Source organism: Bacillus sp. FSL K6-1218 (genome assembly GCF_038006445.1).
Taxonomy (GTDB): Bacteria; Bacillota; Bacilli; order Bacillales; family Bacillaceae_G; genus Bacillus_A; species Bacillus_A thuringiensis_S.
In genome coordinates, this window is record NZ_JBBOVE010000001.1 from 1,115,844 (window position 1) to 1,133,202 (window position 17,359).

Below are 17,359 nucleotides of genomic sequence, written 5' to 3' on the forward strand. Positions count from 1 at the left end.
GAGTAGGTGATCTGTCTATATGCAGTTAATAGAATATCACTTGCCACTTTAATTTTCTTTTAATATAATTAATTTAGAATTTTTAAATATTCTAAATTTTATAAAGGTGGGGTTTTTGTGAATCTCGTTCAATCTTTAGCTGAAACGGCAAAAAAGAAGGGGGATAAACCGGCTTATATATTTATGGATCAGTCGGTCTCATATGACCAATTAAACAAAATGGTCACAAGGTTTTCTAGCAATTTAGCAGAAATGGGCATTGGAAAAGGGGACAATGTCGCATTAGTTGTTGGGAACTCACCACATTTTTTGGTCGGTTTATACGGAACAATGAAAGCCGGAGCAACTGTTATTCCAGTTAATCCAATTTATACAGCAGATGAAATGCATTATATTTTACAAAATGGAGATGTAAAAACAATCATCGTACTCGACGTCCTTCTACCTGTTATACAATCTCTTACAACAAGACTTCCTTCATTAGAAAACATCATCATATGCGAAACCTCATCAGATTTTAACCATACAGAAACCGAAAAAATGAAAACGTTTACTAGTTTTGTGGGGGCTGGAGATTTACAATACGAAGGCCCTGAACTAGATGAAGAGGATGTAGCGGTTATCCTATACACTTCAGGTACAACTGGAAAACCGAAAGGCGCTATGCTCACACATAAAAATTTATATAGTAATGCGAATGATGTTGCGTCTTATTTACAATTTACTGCTGACGATCGCGTCGTTGCGGCACTGCCAATGTTCCATGTATTCTGTTTAACAGTTGCGGTAAATGCACCGATTGTGAACGGGGCAACGATTTTAATGTTACCGAAATTTAGTCCGAAAGAAGTATTCCGTATTTGTCGTACGTACGAACCAACGATCTTTGCTGGCGTACCGACGATGTACAATTATTTATATTTATTTGAAGAAGCAAGCGCAGAAGATGTGAAGACGCTTCGTCTTTGTATTTCCGGTGGTGCATCGATGCCTGTTGCTCTTCTGCAAAACTTTGAAAAACGTTTTAACGTTATTGTTTCAGAAGGATACGGTTTATCAGAAGCATCACCAGTTACTTGTTTCAATCCGCTAGATCGTCCTCGGAAACCAGGATCAATTGGCACAAATATTTGGCATGTAGAAAATAAAATTGTAAATGAACTTGGGGAAGAAGTACCTGTCGGCGCAGTCGGCGAATTAATCGTTCGCGGACCTAACGTTATGAAAGGATACTATAATGCACCAGAAGATACAGCTGCGACATTGAAAGACGGCTGGCTATATACAGGTGACTTGGCGAAAATGGATGAAGAAGGTTACTTCTATATCGTTGATCGTAAAAAAGATATCGTCTTAGTTGGCGGTTATAACGTATACCCTCGTGAAGTAGAAGAAGTATTATATACGCACGAATCAGTAGCGGAAGTTGTTGTAATCGGTGTTCCTGATGAAAACTTAGGAGAAGCTGTGCGAGCGTACGTCGTTTTGAAGCAAGCAAACGTAACAGAAGAAGAACTAATGCATTACTGTGCGTTACATTTAGCGAAATATAAAGTGCCGAAAAGCATTGAGTTTTTAATAGAATTACCGAAGAATACGACTGGTAAGTTGTTAAGAAGAGCATTGAGAGAGAAAGCGATGCAAGTGTAAAAATGAGGCAACCATCTTTGAAGGTGGTTGCCTCATTTTTTGTGTATTGATTAAGTGGTGGTGCCATATATTTAAACCTTCATATGACCAACAAGGAGGAGATATACGTAGAACAGAAGGAATTAACGCTTACGGCGGGTGCAATATTTTATTTATGACATTATGGATGAAATGAACTCTGAAAGTGATAAGAACGGTAAGTTTAATCCAAATGGAGTAATGAACCGTGAATCAATGGCTACGGTGTTAGTAAATGCATATAAATTAGAATGGAATGAAAATAGTAAGTTACCAAAAGAATTTGCTGATTTGAAAAATCATTGGGCTCAAAGTATGCCAATATTTTAGTTTAGTAAGAAAATTCAAATTCCAAGTTGACACATATGAATTACAGAATTAAAATGAAAAGAAATCGAATACAATACATTAGAAGCTAATCAGATAAACTGAAGGCGCACAATGTTCACATTTGTGAATATATTGTGTGCCTTTTTCTATTGTATAAACTAAGGGGGCTTAACGATGAAAAAGTGGGGCAAGACAGCGTTTATGAAAAGTACAGGTGTTTTATTATCAGCAGTTGTACTTTTATCAGGGTGTGGTTCGGCAACATCCACTAGTAATTCTGAAGGAAGTGGAGATAAAAAAACAGTTGAGCTTTTAAATGTTTCTTATGATCCAACGAGGGAGTTATATCAAGATTTCAATAAAGATTTTGCGAAGTATTGGAAAGAGAAGCACGGGCAAACAGTAAATGTAAAACAATCACACGGGGGATCTGGAAGCCAGGCGCGATCTGTTATTGATGGTTTAGAAGCAGACGTTGTTACACTAGCACTTGCTTATGATATTGATGCCATTAGCAAGAAAAAACAACTAGCAGAAGATTGGCAGAAGCGACTTGCGAATAATTCCACTCCATACACGTCAACAATTGTATTTCTTGTTCGAAAAGGAAACCCGAAAGGCATTAAAGACTGGGATGATTTAACGAAAAAAGGTGTGTCTGTCATTACACCAAACCCGAAAACATCAGGCGGGGCACGTTGGAACTATTTAGCGGCGTGGGGATACGCACTGAAAAAATATAATAATAGTGAAGATAAGGCGAAAGAGTTTGTTAGCCAAATTTATAAAAACGTAGAAGTATTAGATTCAGGAGCGCGCGGAGCAACGACAACATTTGTTGAAAAAGGAATTGGAGACGTATTAATCGCGTGGGAAAATGAAGCGTTATTATCTCAAAAAGAGCTTGGAAAAGATAAATTTGAAATTGTAACCCCTTCTATTAGTGTACTTGCAGAACCACCAGTAGCGGTTGTAGATAAAGTCGTTGATAAAAAAGGAACGAAAAAAGTAGCAGAAGGGTATCTTGAATATTTGTACTCAGAAAAAGGACAGGAAATTGCGGCGAAAAACTTTTATCGTCCGCGTAATGAAAAAGTAGCCGAAAAATATGCATCCCAATTTCCGAAAGTTCAATTATTTACAGTAGATGAACTATTTGGTGGTTGGAAAAAAGCACAAGAGAAACACTTTAATGACGGCGGCGTATTCGATAAAATTTATCAAAAATAATGAACGCTGCTAAAGGGGGATGAGGTGAAAGAGGATGAGGAAGAAACGTGTTTTACCAGGGTTTGGATTATCTCTTGGATTTACAATGTTGTACATGAGTTTATTCGTACTTATACCACTTTCTATCGTATTTATTCAAACTTCACAGTTAGGTTGGAAGAAGTTCGCTGGGGTTATAACGAACGAGCGTGTGTTGCATTCCTATCAAGTTAGTTTTACAACTTCATTTGCAGCTGCTATTGTAAATGCCATTTTCGGTTTATTAATAGCTTGGGTGCTCGTACGCTACAAATTTCCAGGGAAACGACTATTAGATGGACTCATTGATTTACCGTTTGCACTTCCGACAGCTGTAGCTGGTATTACACTTACAACGCTTTATGCGGAAAATGGATGGATTGGGAAAATATTTAGTCTGTTTCATATAAAAGTAGCTTTTACACCACTCGGAATTATCGTTGCGCTTACTTTTATCGGTTTACCATTTGTCGTTCGAATGGTGCAACCAGTGCTGCAAAATATTGATAAAGAAGTAGAAGAGGCGGCTTCGAGTTTAGGTGCATCCCGCTTGCAAATATTTGTGAAAATCATTTTACCAGAAATCTTTCCCGCTCTTCTTGCCGGTTTTTCACTTGCATTTGCAAGAGCATTAGGAGAATACGGATCTGTCGTTTTCATCGCAGGTAATATGCCGATGAAAACAGAAATTGCACCACTGATGATTATGACGAAACTAGAACAATATGACTATGCGGGGGCAACAGCTGTAGCGACCGTGATGCTTATTATTTCTCTCCTTTTCCTTCTTCTTATTAATATGATTCAAAGCTGGAGTAGAAGGCATGAACTAAAAAGTGAATAGGAGGAGAGAAAATGGAACCAACATTATTAGAAAAGAACATAGTAAAAAGCGTATCAGCTAAAAAAGAATCTAAGCTTGTACCAGGCGTATTAATTACGATTACAGTTTTATTTTTATCTCTCTTTCTATTACTGCCACTCATAACTATTTTTCTAAAAGCCTTTGAAAGAGGAATGGATGTATACATTGCCGCTATTACAGATCAAGAAGCATTTTCAGCAATTAGATTAACGCTTCTCGTTGCGTTAATCGTTGTGCCGCTTAATACGATATTTGGGGTAGCGGCCGCGTGGCTTATTACAAAGTTTCAGTTTAAAGGAAAACAAGTATTACTCTCTCTTATTGAACTGCCGTTTGCTGTGTCACCAGTTATCGCAGGATTAGTATTCGTTTTACTTTTCACACCGAGGGGTGCTCTTGGCGAATGGTTACTTGAACATGGAGTGAAACTCATTTTCTCTGTACCAGGCATTATTATCGCAACAATCTTTGTAACCTTCCCGTTCGTTGCACGTGAATTAATTCCCATTATGCAGGCGCAAGGGAAAAGTGAAGAAGAGGCAGCTTTATCACTTGGCGCAAGTGGCTGGAAAATGTTTTGGCGCGTTACGCTTCCAAATATAAAATGGGGTCTTTTATACGGCATGATTCTATGTAATGCCCGTGCTATCGGTGAATTTGGAGCCGTTTCTGTCGTATCAGGTCACGTGCGCGGTATTACGAATACGATGCCACTCCATATTGAAATTTTGTACAATGAATATCAATTTTCAGCAGCATTTGCAGTAGCGACGTTAATGTCATTAATTGCAGTGTTTACACTCATTATAAAAAACTGGATTGAATGGCGAATGGAAAAACGACAATAAGGGGGATTACGGTGAGTATTCAAATTCAAGGTGTATCAAAGCAATATGGTACATTTCAAGCACTAACAGACATTCATTTGGATATTCCAAAAGGTGAACTTGTTGCCTTATTAGGCCCGTCTGGTTCTGGGAAAACGACGTTATTACGCATTATTGCAGGATTAGAAGAAGCGGATGGAGGCTCTGTTTCATTTGATGGAGAAGATTTAACAGACATTCACGTGAAAAACAGGCAAGTCGGTTTCGTCTTCCAGCACTATGCGCTCTTTAAGCATATGAATGTATTTGAGAATGTCGCTTTCGGTTTAAAAGTAAGAAAGAAAAGCTTAAGACCGTCAGCAGAAGCGATAGAAGAAAAGGTAACAGAATTATTAAAGCTCGTAAAAATGGATGGCTTTGCTAAACGTTATCCAGCGCAATTATCTGGTGGACAACGTCAACGTATTGCACTAGCACGGGCACTTGCAGTCGAACCGAAAATTTTATTACTCGATGAACCGTTCGGTGCACTTGATGCAAAGGTGAGAAAAGAATTACGCAGATGGCTCCGAAAATTACATGACGAATTTCAAATTACGAGCGTATTCGTAACGCATGATCAAGAAGAAGCGTTAGACGTTGCAGACCGCATCGTTGTAATGAATGAGGGCTGCATTGAACAAATGGGAACACCGGAAGAAGTATATGAAAACCCAGCAAGTCCGTTTGTATATGACTTTTTAGGAAATGTAAATTTATTTCACGGCCGCGTTCATAAAGGAAAGCTAAATGTAGGATCTATCGAACTAGAAGCACCAGAGCATAAGCACGTTTCCAACGTAGACGGAATAGCCTACGTAAGGCCACATGACTTATCAATCTCTCGTACGAAACAAAGCATAGATGCAATCCCGGCAAAAGTATCTTATTCTCACGCAGTCGGACCTATCGTATATGTAGAATTAAAACGAGACGGAACAGATGAATATTTAGAAGCAGAAATTACGAAAGAACAGTTCAAGCAGCTGAACATTCAAGCGGGTGATTTCGTATACGTACAGCCGAAAGAAGTGAAAGTGTTTATTCCAGAGGATTTTGTAATTTAAATAAAAACCGAACCGTCATCTAAGTGGCGGTTCGGTTTTCTTTATTTTTTTCTCTACTAATTTCTTATTCTTCCAATCTAGTGTGAACAATTTATTAAATGTTTTTTGATCAACGTCTTTTACGTTGTTTCCAACCCAGTTTGCAGTTCCGAATGTGTAGCCTGGACGAAGTTGGTAGTCGTCGGCGTGTTTTGTATAAGCGACCTGTAAGTTAGATTGATCTGTATTTTTTTCAGAGATAACAACAGCAATCATACCAGGAGAGAATCCACTATTTGTTAATGCGGGAAGTTGATCCATCGGTATTAAATTACCTTTTGCATCAGATTCATATAGGTATGTGCGAGAGTACATAAACAGTTGGTTTCCGTATAAAGAATGGTAGGAATCACGTGTGTAAATACCCCAGTTTTGATTGTTATATCCGTTAAAGAATACGTTCCATTTTACGTTTTTATTTGTTTGGTCAATTAAATTTGTTTTATAACTAGTTTGTTTATAGCTTACAGAGTCAGACCAAGTTACTTGGCCAGTTGCACCTGCTTCACCGCTAGGTCCATTTGGCGTTGCAGAAGCTTTAACAGAGCCACCAAGTTGATAAGATACGCTAGATGTTACAGTCGTTTCTTCTACAGCATTTGTAGGTGCTACGTTAAAGAAACGAGCGCTGTTATCTTGAAGGTTAAATGCAACATCATATTGTGAAGGATAACGTAATGTTGCACTAGCGCCAGGGATTGGGTAGTTATCAATAGGTGCATCACTTATAGTAGGATTTGCTTTTAGAAAACTACCAGTTGTATTAATAACGGCAATCTGTTTATCAGCGCTTGGGTCATCGATAAAAGTTACCTTTAAAGACATTGTCATATTATCAGCTTGATCATTATTAAATGTATTATAGCTCGTATGTGTTTTTGCATTTTGCCCGATATCTGTTACAACTTGTGACGTCGTTTGAGCGTAAGCAGCAGGTGTTGAAAGAGTTATAGCACTACTAGCAAAAACAGCGGATAATGCTAAATATTTTAAGTATGTTTTAGAACGTTTCATACAATCACTTCCTTTTATCTTTGTCGATATATGTCGTATTACATTTATATCGTAACATGAAAATAAAACGGAATGGATGGTTATGCATAATTGCATAGATGAGTTTTGAAGGATAAAGATAATAGCATTTTATCAATCCTTATTAAGAAAATTGATGCGGTTTTATTTTATCCCGCTATTTGCTGGGCAGTAAGACCCCCACCTCAAAATGCATCGAAAGCAAAGAAGTTAGGTGGGGGATGAATAAATCCCCACTGATTAAAGTTTCATTTTATATATTCCTCCTAATCAATTCTCCAACTTGCGTCGCAACAAACGCAACATCACTATCAATTTCATCCAACACGTAAGACTCTAAAATGCCCATTACAGCTGTTCCTAAAAATTTTAAGACGATATGTTTATCGATGTTTTTATTTACTGATGTGTCTGTATTTAATTTTTTCTCTATTTCACCCATGATGAAAGTTAGTAATTTTTTTTGAAATGATAAGGTGCTGTTACTTCTAAATAGTGCCGCGAAAAATGGTTTGTGTTCTTTGAAGTATTCAAACCATATGATTGTTCCTTCTATAAATTCTTTGTTTTGCTTCTCGTAGCATATTTCTTTTAATTGGTCTAAATGATCGTCCACAATTTTATCTAATAAATTGTACTTATCTAGATAGTGTAAGTAAAACGTTTTTCTTCCGATGTTTGCTTTTTCGGTAATGTTTTTAACTGTAATTTCATCAAATCCATCTGTAATTAACATTTCTATAAATGCCGATTGAATGGCGTTTTGTGATTTTATAATTCTTCTATCGATTTTCTCCATATCGTGTTCCTCCGTTGTTGATACACATATTTCTTTATGTGTGTATTATCACCCAAATGCGTAAATGTGGTCATTGAAACAAGGTTCTACTCATTTTATTATAAATATACACGCGAGTAATAACTCTCACAAGTGTAAAAATAATAATAAGATAAGGGTGGTTTTATATATGGCAGTTACGAAGGAAAATATAAGATTTTATGCAAGAGGTTTACAAGTTGCAGGTATTTTGAACATTCCTGAAGGTGCTGAGGAAAAGAAACAAAATCCAGCGATTGTTTGTGTGCATCCAGGTAGTAGCTGTAAAGATCAAACAGCAGGATTGTATGCCGAGAAGTTAGCGGAACAAGGATATGTCACGCTTGCGTTTGATGCGTCATATCAAGGTGAAAGTGCAGGTACACCGAGATATATTGAAGAGCCAGCTGCGCGAGTTGAGGATATTCGCTCAGCAGTAGATTATTTAACTACTCTTCCTTATATAGATGAAGAACGTATCGGTGTGTTAGGTGTTTGTGCAGGTGGTGGTTATGCGGTAAATGCTGCGATGACAGAGCGCCGCATTAAAGCGGTTGGTACAGTTGTTGGTGCAAATATCGGTCGTTTAAATCGTGAGTCTAACCCGATTGGTGTGTTAGAGGCAATTGGTAAACAACGTACTGCTGAAGCACGCGGAGCAGAGGAAATGATTACAAATTGGATTCCTAAAAATCAGGAAGAGTTAGTAGCAGCGGGTATGACCGATATAGATATTGTAGAAGCAGTTGAGTATTACACAACGCCGCGAGGTCAAAGTTTGAACTCGCCAAATAAGTTAAACTTTACGAGTATGGGATCGGTAATCGGTTTTGATGCGTTCCATTTAGCAGATACGTTATTAACGCAGCCGCTGCAAATTATTGTCGGCAGTAAGCAAGGTGCATTTGGTTCTTATAAAGATGGTCATGAGCTTTATGAGAAAGCAGCTTCAGAGAAAAAGGATTTACTTGTTGTGGAAGGTGCGAGTCATTACGATTTATACGACCAACCAGAACCAGTAAGAATTGCAGTTGAAAAATTAACAAGTTTTTATAAAGAGCATTTGTAAAAACAATGTTGATATAAATGGTGCCTATAGTTGTTAGATACAAGTCTAACAACTATAGGTTTTTACTATGATGAGCGAAGTGCTTAATATTTACGCTATAAGTGCATAACAAGTTATAATAGAAGAAAGCAATAAGGAGGCTGGCTGTGAAGAATCTTCGTTATCTCAATATATTTACCATATTAATTATATACACACTACTTATGTTTTACATCGGCTGGAACGGATGGGTTTGGCTTCATGCGGTATTTGGCTGGGAATCTTGGGGATATTATGCTTTTATAGTTGCATTTATTTCATATGCGTACATTCTCGTGCAAGTGTTTAAGTTTTTACCATTTCTGCGAACGATAGGTTCGATTTGGTTTGCGGTCATACAATATGCGCTTATGTTGTTGCCATTAGCTGATATTATGGTCTTTCTTTTACAGTTTTCAGTGGAGAAAGAAGCGGCAATTATTTGGACAGGAGCGGCTGTGATAGCTGCATTTATCTTTATCTTTGCGTACGGAGTATTTAATGCATATAGCCCAGTAGTAAGAAAGTACGAGGTGCACATACCGAAAAAGGTAGAGGGGCGTAAAAGTTTACGCATTGCGATGGCTTCTGATATGCATTTCGGTAAACTGTCTGGCGTTTCGCATTTAAAAAGACTTGTTCGTCATGTAAATGAGATGGAACCTGATATTATTTTACTGCCAGGTGATATTATCGATGATCATCCAGGTGTGTTCATTCAAAAGAATATGGGACCAATCATGAAACAAATGAAAGCACCATTAGGCGTATATGGCGTTTTAGGAAACCATGAATACTACGGCAGAGCGGTTCCAGAGTTTTTACAAGAGATGGATAAGATTGATATTCGTATTCTTTTAGATGAAGTGATTACAATTGAAGATGACTTTTATCTCGTTGGAAGAAGAGATAAAACAGAGCGAGATCGCCAAAGCTTTGAACAATTAATGAGTACGGTAGATAAAACGATGCCTGTTATCGCAATGGATCACCAGCCATTTGAGTTGAAACAAGCAGCAGCGGCAGGTGTAGATTTATTATTATCCGGTCATACGCACCGTGGACAAATGGCGCCCAATCATATTGTAACGAGAAGAATGTACGAGCTAGACTGGGGATACGCACAAAAAGGCGCGTTCCACGCGATTGTTTCTTCTGGATTTGGATTTTGGGGACCCCCGCTTAGACTTGGTAGTAGGTCGGAGATTGTGCAGGTAGAAGTTACGTTTGAATAGGGGTTATGAAATAGAGAGCTGATGGCTCTCTATTTTTTTCAATAAAAACAAATAACAATAAATATTTATGTTGGTGCTAATTTCATAAAAGAGATACGATTATAAGACTCGATTAAAATAAAGGGGGATTGTAAGTGATCATATCAGATGTACTATACGGAGAATTTGAAGTGGATGTAGTGCTAGAAGAATTAATTTTAAGTAAGCCTATGCAAAGACTAAAGGGAATTCATCAAGCAGGCGCAAGTTACTTAATGAACGAGAAATGGAATGTAACGCGCTTTGATCATTCAGTTGGTGTTATGTTATTAGTTAAAAAACTAGGTGGTTCAGTAGAAGAACAGATCGCTGGTTTACTGCATGACGTATCGCATACTGCTTTTTCACACGTAATTGATTACGTTTTTGATAATGAAGATGAAAGTTACCATGAAGAGATATTAGCTCTGTTGTGAAAAATTCAGAAATTCCAGCGATCCTTGTGAAGCATGGTTATAACTATGAAGATATTTTATTAGATGATTCGAAGTGGACGTTACTGGAAAGGTCAGCGCCCGAATTATGCGCAGATCGAGTGGATTATACGTTACGAGATATGTATACATATGGGTATATTTCTTTAGAAGAAGTTCATAGTTTTTTAGAGGATGTCATCGAAGTAGAGGGGAAAATGGTTCTTCAAAGTATCGAAATAGTTGAATGGTTTACAGAAACGTATTACAAAGAAGTAATCGATTTCTTTATGGAACCAATGAATATTTACGGAAATGATATGTTAGCGAAAACGATAAAGGTAGCTCTTCATAAAAGGATTATTCATGCAGATGATTTTCTTCTTGAAGATGATGAGCTTATTTCAAAATTGCAGCAATGTAATGACCCCGAAGTAGAAGCTTTATTAAGCAAAGTTCATCCAAATGTAAAAGTAAAAGAAGATAGAAACGATTATGATTTACATCAGAAAAATAAAGTGCGTCTTATTGATCCGCCGTTACTTCGTGAAGATGAAGTTATTCCAGCATCTGTTGTGTCAGAAAACATAAGACAGATGAGTGATATTGCTTATGAAAAAGCGGTGAGAGGGATGTATGTGAAATTGATTTCGAATTAAAAAAGAAGTAGCGCATCGTTTTTAGAGCGCTACTTCTTTTTTATTAATGATCAAACCAATTCCAAATCTCAATATCTCCAAGAGTCGCATAACGTACGTGCGGGGAGTTTTGTAATTTTAATAACTCTTTCGATGGGCCGGTAATAACAATTCCGTATACTTTTACACCGTTATCCTTTACATATTGATAACGTTTATCTAAGTTTAGTTCTTTCTCAGAAAGCGCTGCTATTTTGCTTACCGTTTTTTTATGGATAGAAAGGACGCGCATCATTTCGGTTACTTTGTCTTCTTGCGTTTTCTGCCCGTCAGTTTCATTATTGAGGAATCTTACATGTTCTGGAAACCCTATAGCTTCTCCGCCATGTAGGATATAGTCATCTACATTTTTTCTTTCTTGTCCTGTATCTAAAGCGTACCATACAGGAGTTGGAGGGGGTTCTTGTGCCTCAAATACGTTATATAAAAGTGGTTCTAGCTCCTTTAAAGTGTAAGCTTTGTCAAAAGAAATTGCGATTTCTGCAACGGTCCCTTCATGTACTTTTGCAAGTGTATCCCATACCTTTTTTGAAGATTCCTTTAAATAATCACCCTGTTCTGTTTTTGGGTGAACAAAGAAGAGCTTTGGCTGATAGAATGTATTCATCCAAGAGTTATTTAGGACATTTACAGATGATAAGAAGCTACTCGTTTTTAATGTACCGAGTGGTATTTCTTTTTTACCGACCGTTTTTACTACATTAAAGTGGCTATTCGTACGGAAAAAGGCTTCTACATTCGTTCCGTCCCCCATAACGCGGCTATTTGGGATAGTTGCTTCAAGTGCAAGAGAGGGAACACTTCGTATTTCTTCTAACCTTTTATCGTTATTAGATTGAAAATAAAAGGCAGATAATATTCCACCGATTATATATATAACGATACAAATGGATAGGATGAAACCAAGCGTCTGTAAGCGATGTTTCCACTTTATTCTCCGAAACGGGACTTTCAAATTTTGTGGCGGTAACCTTTTCTTTATTGGTTCACTCTTCGAAAGCAACTCATCTAAGTAAGCTTCACATTCTTCACATGTCTCAATATGACTTTCTAACTCTTCCTGTTCATCATGCGTGAGCGTTCCGTTTTCGTACTTCTCCCATAGTTTTTTAAACTCTGTACAACCCATCCCTATCACTCCTTTATGCTTTTCGTTTCTTTTCGTCCCTTGTGTAATTCAATTTTTACTTTCGCTAATGAGAGACCAGTCATTTCTGCTATTTCCTTATAGGAGAATCCGTAGTAATCTCGTAGTAGTAACACATTTCGTCTTTCAAGGGGAAGAGAAGATAAACTGTCTAACCAACTAGCAATTTCATGTTTTACGAAATAAGAGTGCTCTGTACTTGGCACGTTTGGTAAATGGAATTCTTCAACTGTCGTTGTTTTATATCTTTTTTCTTTTCGATACCAATCGATAAAGGCGTTGTAGGCAATCGTAAATAACCACGGCCTAATTTCTTCGCCTTTATAATAATCAATATGGACGAGCATTCGATAAAATGTTTCTTGCATGAGATCTTCCGCATAGTGGGAATCTCCGGTTAGGGAGAGAAGATAGCGAAATAAAGTGAAACTTTAATCAGTGGGGGTTTTCTTCATCCCCCACTGATTATTAGTTGAACCAATCGGACTTTTATGGGCAGTTGATCCCCCACCTAAATTCTTTGCTTTCGCTGCATTTTGAGGTGGGGGTCTTACTGCACATTAAAGTGGGATAAATCATGCATATGATCTGAATAAATGTCTTCTAATGGTTGTTTGCGTTTCACTAATTTCCCTCCCTTCATACATAACAACGAAATACATATAAAAAAGTTACATTTGTTTTTAAAATTATAGTAAAAAACGTCAAGAATTGGATTGCGTTCTCTTTTATCATAATACATATAAGGCGGGTGAACAGAGATGGAAAGCTATGAAACACAAATTCAAAGGTCCATTGATTATATTGAGGAAGATGTAATGGAAAAACAAACGCTGCGTAATTTAGCGCGGGTTGCAGGTTTTTCTGAGTCGCATTTTCATCGTGTATTCCAGGCGTTAGTAGGTGATACAGTAATGGAGTATGTTCGGAAGAGGAGGTTAGCCCGGGCAGCTTATCAACTTTCTCATACGGATGAAAAAGTTATTGATATCGCATTTGAGCATGGCTTTCAATCTCACGAAACGTTCACGAGAGCCTTTAAAAAATTATTTCAAATGACACCGAGTGAATATCGAAAACAAGAAATCGAAACACCGATGTATTACAGAGTGAATGTAAAGCAAAGAAAATTAAATCCGTATTTAGGGGGCATACAAATGGAATATCGTATTGTAAATAAACCAGAATTTTTAGTGGCGGGTTATGAATTGAAGACGACAAGTAAAGAAGGGAAAAACCATCAAGACATTCCAGTATTTTGGCAAGAATATTTACAAAAAGATCTTGGAACAACGATTCCGAATCGTAAAGATACGAGCCAATGGGTAGAGCTTGGATTATGTACTGATTTTAATTTAGAAACAGGAGACTTCACTTATATTATCGGAATGGAAGTTACAGATTTTGAAAATGTACCAAATGAAATTGCAAAGCGTACTTTCCCGGCAGCAACATATGCAGTATTTACAACGCCGAAAGTTCCTCATGAAGAAATGGTATCGTCTATTCACCAAACTTGGAATGCAGTATTCTCAGAATGGTTCCCGCATTCAGGATATGAACATTGCGGAGTTACAGAGTTTGAACTGTACGATGAGCGTTGCCACGAAGATAAGAGTGAGTTCGCACAAGTAGAGCTTTGGATACCGGTGAAGAAAAAATAATAGGGTAAGAGCGAATCATTGGGAGATGGTTCGCTTTTTTATAAAGGGGGAAATAGGAAAATGTTCAAAAAACTAGAATGTGTATCTATACATACGAAGAATATAGAAAGGTCAGTTTCTTTTTATAAAGAAATGGGAATGAAGCAAAACTGGATGATAGAAAGAGAACTAGAAGAAGGGGGTATTTGGACATTAATAGGATTGAAGTTTCCAGATGAGAAAAGTTCGGAGTTAGTAATAAGCAATCATCCGGATATTAATTTTACGGAAGTCGAAGTATTAGTAGAAGATGTACAACAAACGTATGAGAGTTTAAAAGATAATAAAGATGTAAAGTGGATCCGCGAACCATTTCCAACAGAATCAGGACATGTTGCAGTAATGGAAGCACCTGATGAGAATGTGTTTGTGTTAGTAGGGAAATAGCTGAAATATGGAGTGACCTTTCATAGTGAGTTATGAAGGGTTATTTTTACTTTGTATAGTAGTAGAGGAAGTAGGTTAGTATTGTCGGTTTTTGTCGGTAAGTCGATATATCTAGAAAATCGCCGATATAATTTCATATACCGCTAAAACACCTCAAAAAAACGATCCGCATAATTTCAATTACCGTAAAACTCTCCCAGAAAAGAAAAAAAGACGCCACATAGCGTCTTTCTTACGAACGAAACGGAAATACAAGAATAATCGTCGTTCCTTTTCCGAGTGCACTATCAACGGAAATTGTCCCGTTATGAGCATGAACGAGCTGTTTTGTAATGGCTAGGCCAAGTCCAGTTCCGATGTTGCTTTCTTCTGTGTTTGTTCCGCGGTAATATCGTTCAAATAGAAGTTCTTTCGTTTTTTCATCCATTCCATTTCCGTCATCCGAAATAGAGAGTGTAAAGGAATTAGCGTTTTGTGATAGTTTTACGATGACAGTAGTTGTTTCGTTATTATGTTTTACAGCATTTACGAGTAAGTTTTCGATAATACGCTGGAACCATTTTTCTTCAATGAAATATTGAATTTTATTTGAGCTTGGTACGAATTCAATATTTTGATTTTGAAGTGTTGGATTATTAATAAATTGCAATAATACTTTTTGGACGAACTGATTGATTTCAACGTTTACGTGCTGTGCAGGAAGGCTATTATTTTTTAATTGATACGTTAAGCTTAAATCATCAATTAATGTAGTCATATATTGAGATTTCTCTTTCATAACACTACCAAATTGTTGAATATCACGATCGGTCCAGTTGTATTGATTCGATTCTAGTAATAATGCGTAGCCATATATAGAGCTAAGTGGTGTTTTTAAATCATGCGTTAGACCGGTAATCCATTCTTCTCGTGTTTGCTGAAGTACTTGCCTCATCGCATCATTTTTCTTGAGTGTAGTAGAAAGGTGTTCTAGTGAACTTGTCACATCTCTAAACAAACGGAATGACCATTTTTCTTTACCAGATCGCCGGAACCTGACAGGCTTTCCTTTTTTACTAATAGGTTCTTCATACTTTCCACCAGCGATATTTTTAAGCCAGCGCATCGCATGTAATAGCGGTTTCCCGAATTTATTACCATACCAAATAGAAAGAATGACTAAATAAACAAATACGATAAGAAGGATTAATCCGCATCCGATGAGAAACTTCTTAGTAAATACATCTTCAATTTCGTCATCTGGATAGTAGTGCTCATTTTTTGCAGTTACAACGAGAAGGTTGCCACTATTTGCATCGTAAAAGCTAGACGTGTTTTCTTTATGATTCCAAGGTTCTTTTTCATTAAGTGCGATTTGTATTGCTGAAAATATTTTTTTCTTTCCGGTTGTATAGGAAAAAACCTCTTCGCCATTTTGATTAAATATTTGAATTGCTGCTTTTTCTTTAGACAGTAACTGTTTTTCTTGATCTGTTAATGTGAACGAATCCATCGTTAAAGAGGAATGCTCCTTTTGAATTGCTGTCAGTAAAGCATTGCTTTTTAACATACCACCATAAATAACAAGTACTTTCTTTTCTTCTAATTCAATTTCCCAATATGTAAATTTATAATTACTTTCGATATGATGTTGTATATATGCGACTAAAGATGTCTTCGTATAAGCATTCGGAACATCATTTGGTGTATTAAAGTGGTAGAGGATTTTTCCGTTTTCATCTACAACTTGGAGCCAATCATTTTTCTCCTTTATTAAATCTTGCACTTCAGATTGTAATGAAATATGCCCATTTTCTGAAGAGATGTATCTTGAAATTGTAAAACTATCAGAATCTGGAATATTAGGTTCGTATAAAGTACTAGTAAGAAGAAAAATTAAATAAGTAAAAGCAGCAACTACAGCGATAAGTAATGTAACTAAAACAAAAACGTGTTGCATGATAAATTGAATAATAAGTCGTTTATTAAAATTCATATCGTCACCCTACTTTGTAACGAACTTATAACCAAGGCCGCGAACAGTTTTTATATATTCTGGTTTACTTGGATCGTGTTCAATTTTTTCACGTAGTTTTCGAATGTGGACCATAACAGTGTTATCATCGCCATTATAGGCAGGTGCTCCCCAAACTTTTTCGTATATTTCCTCTTTCGAAAATACGTAGTTCGGATTCTCGCAAAAGAAGAGTAGTAGTTGAAAGAGTTGAGCAGAACATTCGACAATGTGCCCATCTACTGTTAGTTCTGCAGAGTGCTGATCAATTTCAAATCTTCCAAATGAAATTGAGTGTGATTTTTGTTCGTGTGGTACGGTTTGTTTCATATGTCTCCGAAGCTGTGCTTTCATACGTGCTACTACTTCTAATGGATTAAATGGTTTCGTAATATAATCATCTGCACCGTATGAAAATCCGGATATTTTATCTAAATCAGATGCTTTTGCTGAGAGGAAGAAAATTGGACAATCTGTTTGTTGGCGAATGATTGGACAAATATCAAAACCAGATTGTCCAGGAAGCATTACATCTAAAATAATTAAATGGTAATGGTTTTGCTTAGTTAGAGATAAAGCTATTTCAGCTGATGTTGCAGTTGTAATATGAGAAAAGCCTTCTTTTTCAAGAATGGTAGTTAGTAATTGTAAAATTGCTGTTTCATCATCAACGAGTAAAATATTTGCTTGGTACATAAATATCCCTCCTAATTTTCTCGAATATC

15 protein-coding genes and 2 pseudogenes are annotated in these 17,359 nt (G+C 36.9%); 11 read left to right on the top strand and 6 right to left on the bottom strand.

Features of this window, described 5'->3' with window-relative positions; all coding sequences use genetic code 11:
- Positions 1–117: 117 nt before the first annotated feature.
- The 6 genes from MHI26_RS05825 (at position 118) to MHI26_RS05850 (ending at position 6,044) form a co-directional block, all read left to right on the top strand.
- Positions 118–1,650: a fatty acid--CoA ligase family protein gene (locus MHI26_RS05825; RefSeq protein WP_001055170.1), complete on the top strand. Its 1,533-nt coding sequence runs from the start codon at positions 118–120 to the stop codon at positions 1,648–1,650.
- Positions 1,651–1,821: 171 nt separating this feature from the next.
- On the top strand, positions 1,822–1,998 hold the full coding sequence (locus MHI26_RS05830; RefSeq protein WP_042973218.1) for a hypothetical protein: 177 nt from the start codon (positions 1,822–1,824) through the stop codon (positions 1,996–1,998).
- Between the two features lie 174 nt (positions 1,999–2,172).
- Entirely contained in the window at positions 2,173–3,228 is a 1,056-nt protein-coding gene (locus MHI26_RS05835) for a sulfate ABC transporter substrate-binding protein (RefSeq protein WP_000758702.1), read from the top strand.
- Between the two features lie 34 nt (positions 3,229–3,262).
- Complete coding sequence (gene cysT / locus MHI26_RS05840) at positions 3,263–4,090, top strand: sulfate ABC transporter permease subunit CysT (RefSeq protein ID WP_001227879.1); 828 nt, start codon at positions 3,263–3,265, stop codon at positions 4,088–4,090.
- 11 nt (positions 4,091–4,101) lie between these two features.
- Positions 4,102–4,959 (top strand): sulfate ABC transporter permease subunit CysW, encoded by an 858-nt coding sequence (gene cysW / locus MHI26_RS05845; protein WP_000433838.1) that lies wholly within the window; start codon positions 4,102–4,104, stop codon positions 4,957–4,959.
- An 11-nt stretch (positions 4,960–4,970) separates the two neighbouring features.
- Entirely contained in the window at positions 4,971–6,044 is a 1,074-nt protein-coding gene (locus tag MHI26_RS05850; protein ID WP_061666659.1) for a sulfate/molybdate ABC transporter ATP-binding protein, read from the top strand.
- Positions 6,045–6,059: 15 nt separating this feature from the next.
- Here the strand turns inward: MHI26_RS05850 and cytK2 are convergent, their stop codons facing one another.
- A complete protein-coding gene (cytK2, locus tag MHI26_RS05855) occupies positions 6,060–7,097 on the bottom strand; it encodes a beta-channel forming cytolysin CytK2 (RefSeq protein WP_000830635.1) in 1,038 nt (345 codons plus the stop codon).
- Positions 7,098–7,368: 271 nt separating this feature from the next.
- Entirely contained in the window at positions 7,369–7,914 is a 546-nt protein-coding gene (locus MHI26_RS05860) for a TetR/AcrR family transcriptional regulator (protein ID WP_000410998.1), read from the bottom strand.
- A gap of 169 nt (positions 7,915–8,083) precedes the next feature.
- Between MHI26_RS05860 and MHI26_RS05865 the strand changes: the two genes are divergently transcribed.
- From MHI26_RS05865 to MHI26_RS05875, 3 genes and pseudogenes are all read left to right on the top strand, one after another.
- Complete coding sequence (locus MHI26_RS05865; RefSeq protein ID WP_061666660.1) at positions 8,084–9,001, top strand: alpha/beta hydrolase; 918 nt, start codon at positions 8,084–8,086, stop codon at positions 8,999–9,001.
- Positions 9,002–9,147: 146 nt separating this feature from the next.
- Positions 9,148–10,254 (top strand): metallophosphoesterase, encoded by a 1,107-nt coding sequence (locus MHI26_RS05870; protein WP_061666661.1) that lies wholly within the window; start codon positions 9,148–9,150, stop codon positions 10,252–10,254.
- 134 nt (positions 10,255–10,388) lie between these two features.
- Positions 10,389–11,365, top strand: a pseudogene (locus MHI26_RS05875) (HD domain-containing protein).
- A gap of 43 nt (positions 11,366–11,408) precedes the next feature.
- Here MHI26_RS05875 and MHI26_RS05880 read toward each other — a convergent pair.
- Together MHI26_RS05880 and MHI26_RS05885 are read right to left on the bottom strand one after the other, a co-directional pair.
- Complete coding sequence (locus MHI26_RS05880; protein ID WP_061666662.1) at positions 11,409–12,533, bottom strand: anti-sigma factor; 1,125 nt, start codon at positions 12,531–12,533, stop codon at positions 11,409–11,411.
- 5 nt (positions 12,534–12,538) lie between these two features.
- Positions 12,539–12,973, bottom strand: a pseudogene (locus MHI26_RS05885) (RNA polymerase sigma factor); the annotation flags it as partial.
- A gap of 339 nt (positions 12,974–13,312) precedes the next feature.
- Here MHI26_RS05885 and MHI26_RS05895 point away from each other — a divergent pair.
- Entirely contained in the window at positions 13,313–14,215 is a 903-nt protein-coding gene (locus MHI26_RS05895) for an AraC family transcriptional regulator (RefSeq protein WP_000446857.1), read from the top strand.
- A 60-nt stretch (positions 14,216–14,275) separates the two neighbouring features.
- Positions 14,276–14,641 carry a VOC family protein gene (locus MHI26_RS05900; RefSeq protein WP_061666438.1) on the top strand — a complete coding sequence of 122 codons (366 nt, stop codon included), beginning with the start codon at positions 14,276–14,278 and terminating at the stop codon, positions 14,639–14,641.
- A gap of 232 nt (positions 14,642–14,873) precedes the next feature.
- On the opposite strand, the gene MHI26_RS05905 is transcribed toward MHI26_RS05900, so the two are convergent.
- Together MHI26_RS05905 and MHI26_RS05910 are read right to left on the bottom strand one after the other, a co-directional pair.
- Complete coding sequence (locus MHI26_RS05905; RefSeq protein WP_061666439.1) at positions 14,874–16,616, bottom strand: sensor histidine kinase; 1,743 nt, start codon at positions 16,614–16,616, stop codon at positions 14,874–14,876.
- A 9-nt stretch (positions 16,617–16,625) separates the two neighbouring features.
- Positions 16,626–17,330, bottom strand: coding sequence for a response regulator transcription factor (locus MHI26_RS05910; RefSeq protein WP_061666441.1), 705 nt, complete (start codon positions 17,328–17,330; stop codon positions 16,626–16,628).
- Positions 17,331–17,359: the final 29 nt, after the last annotated feature.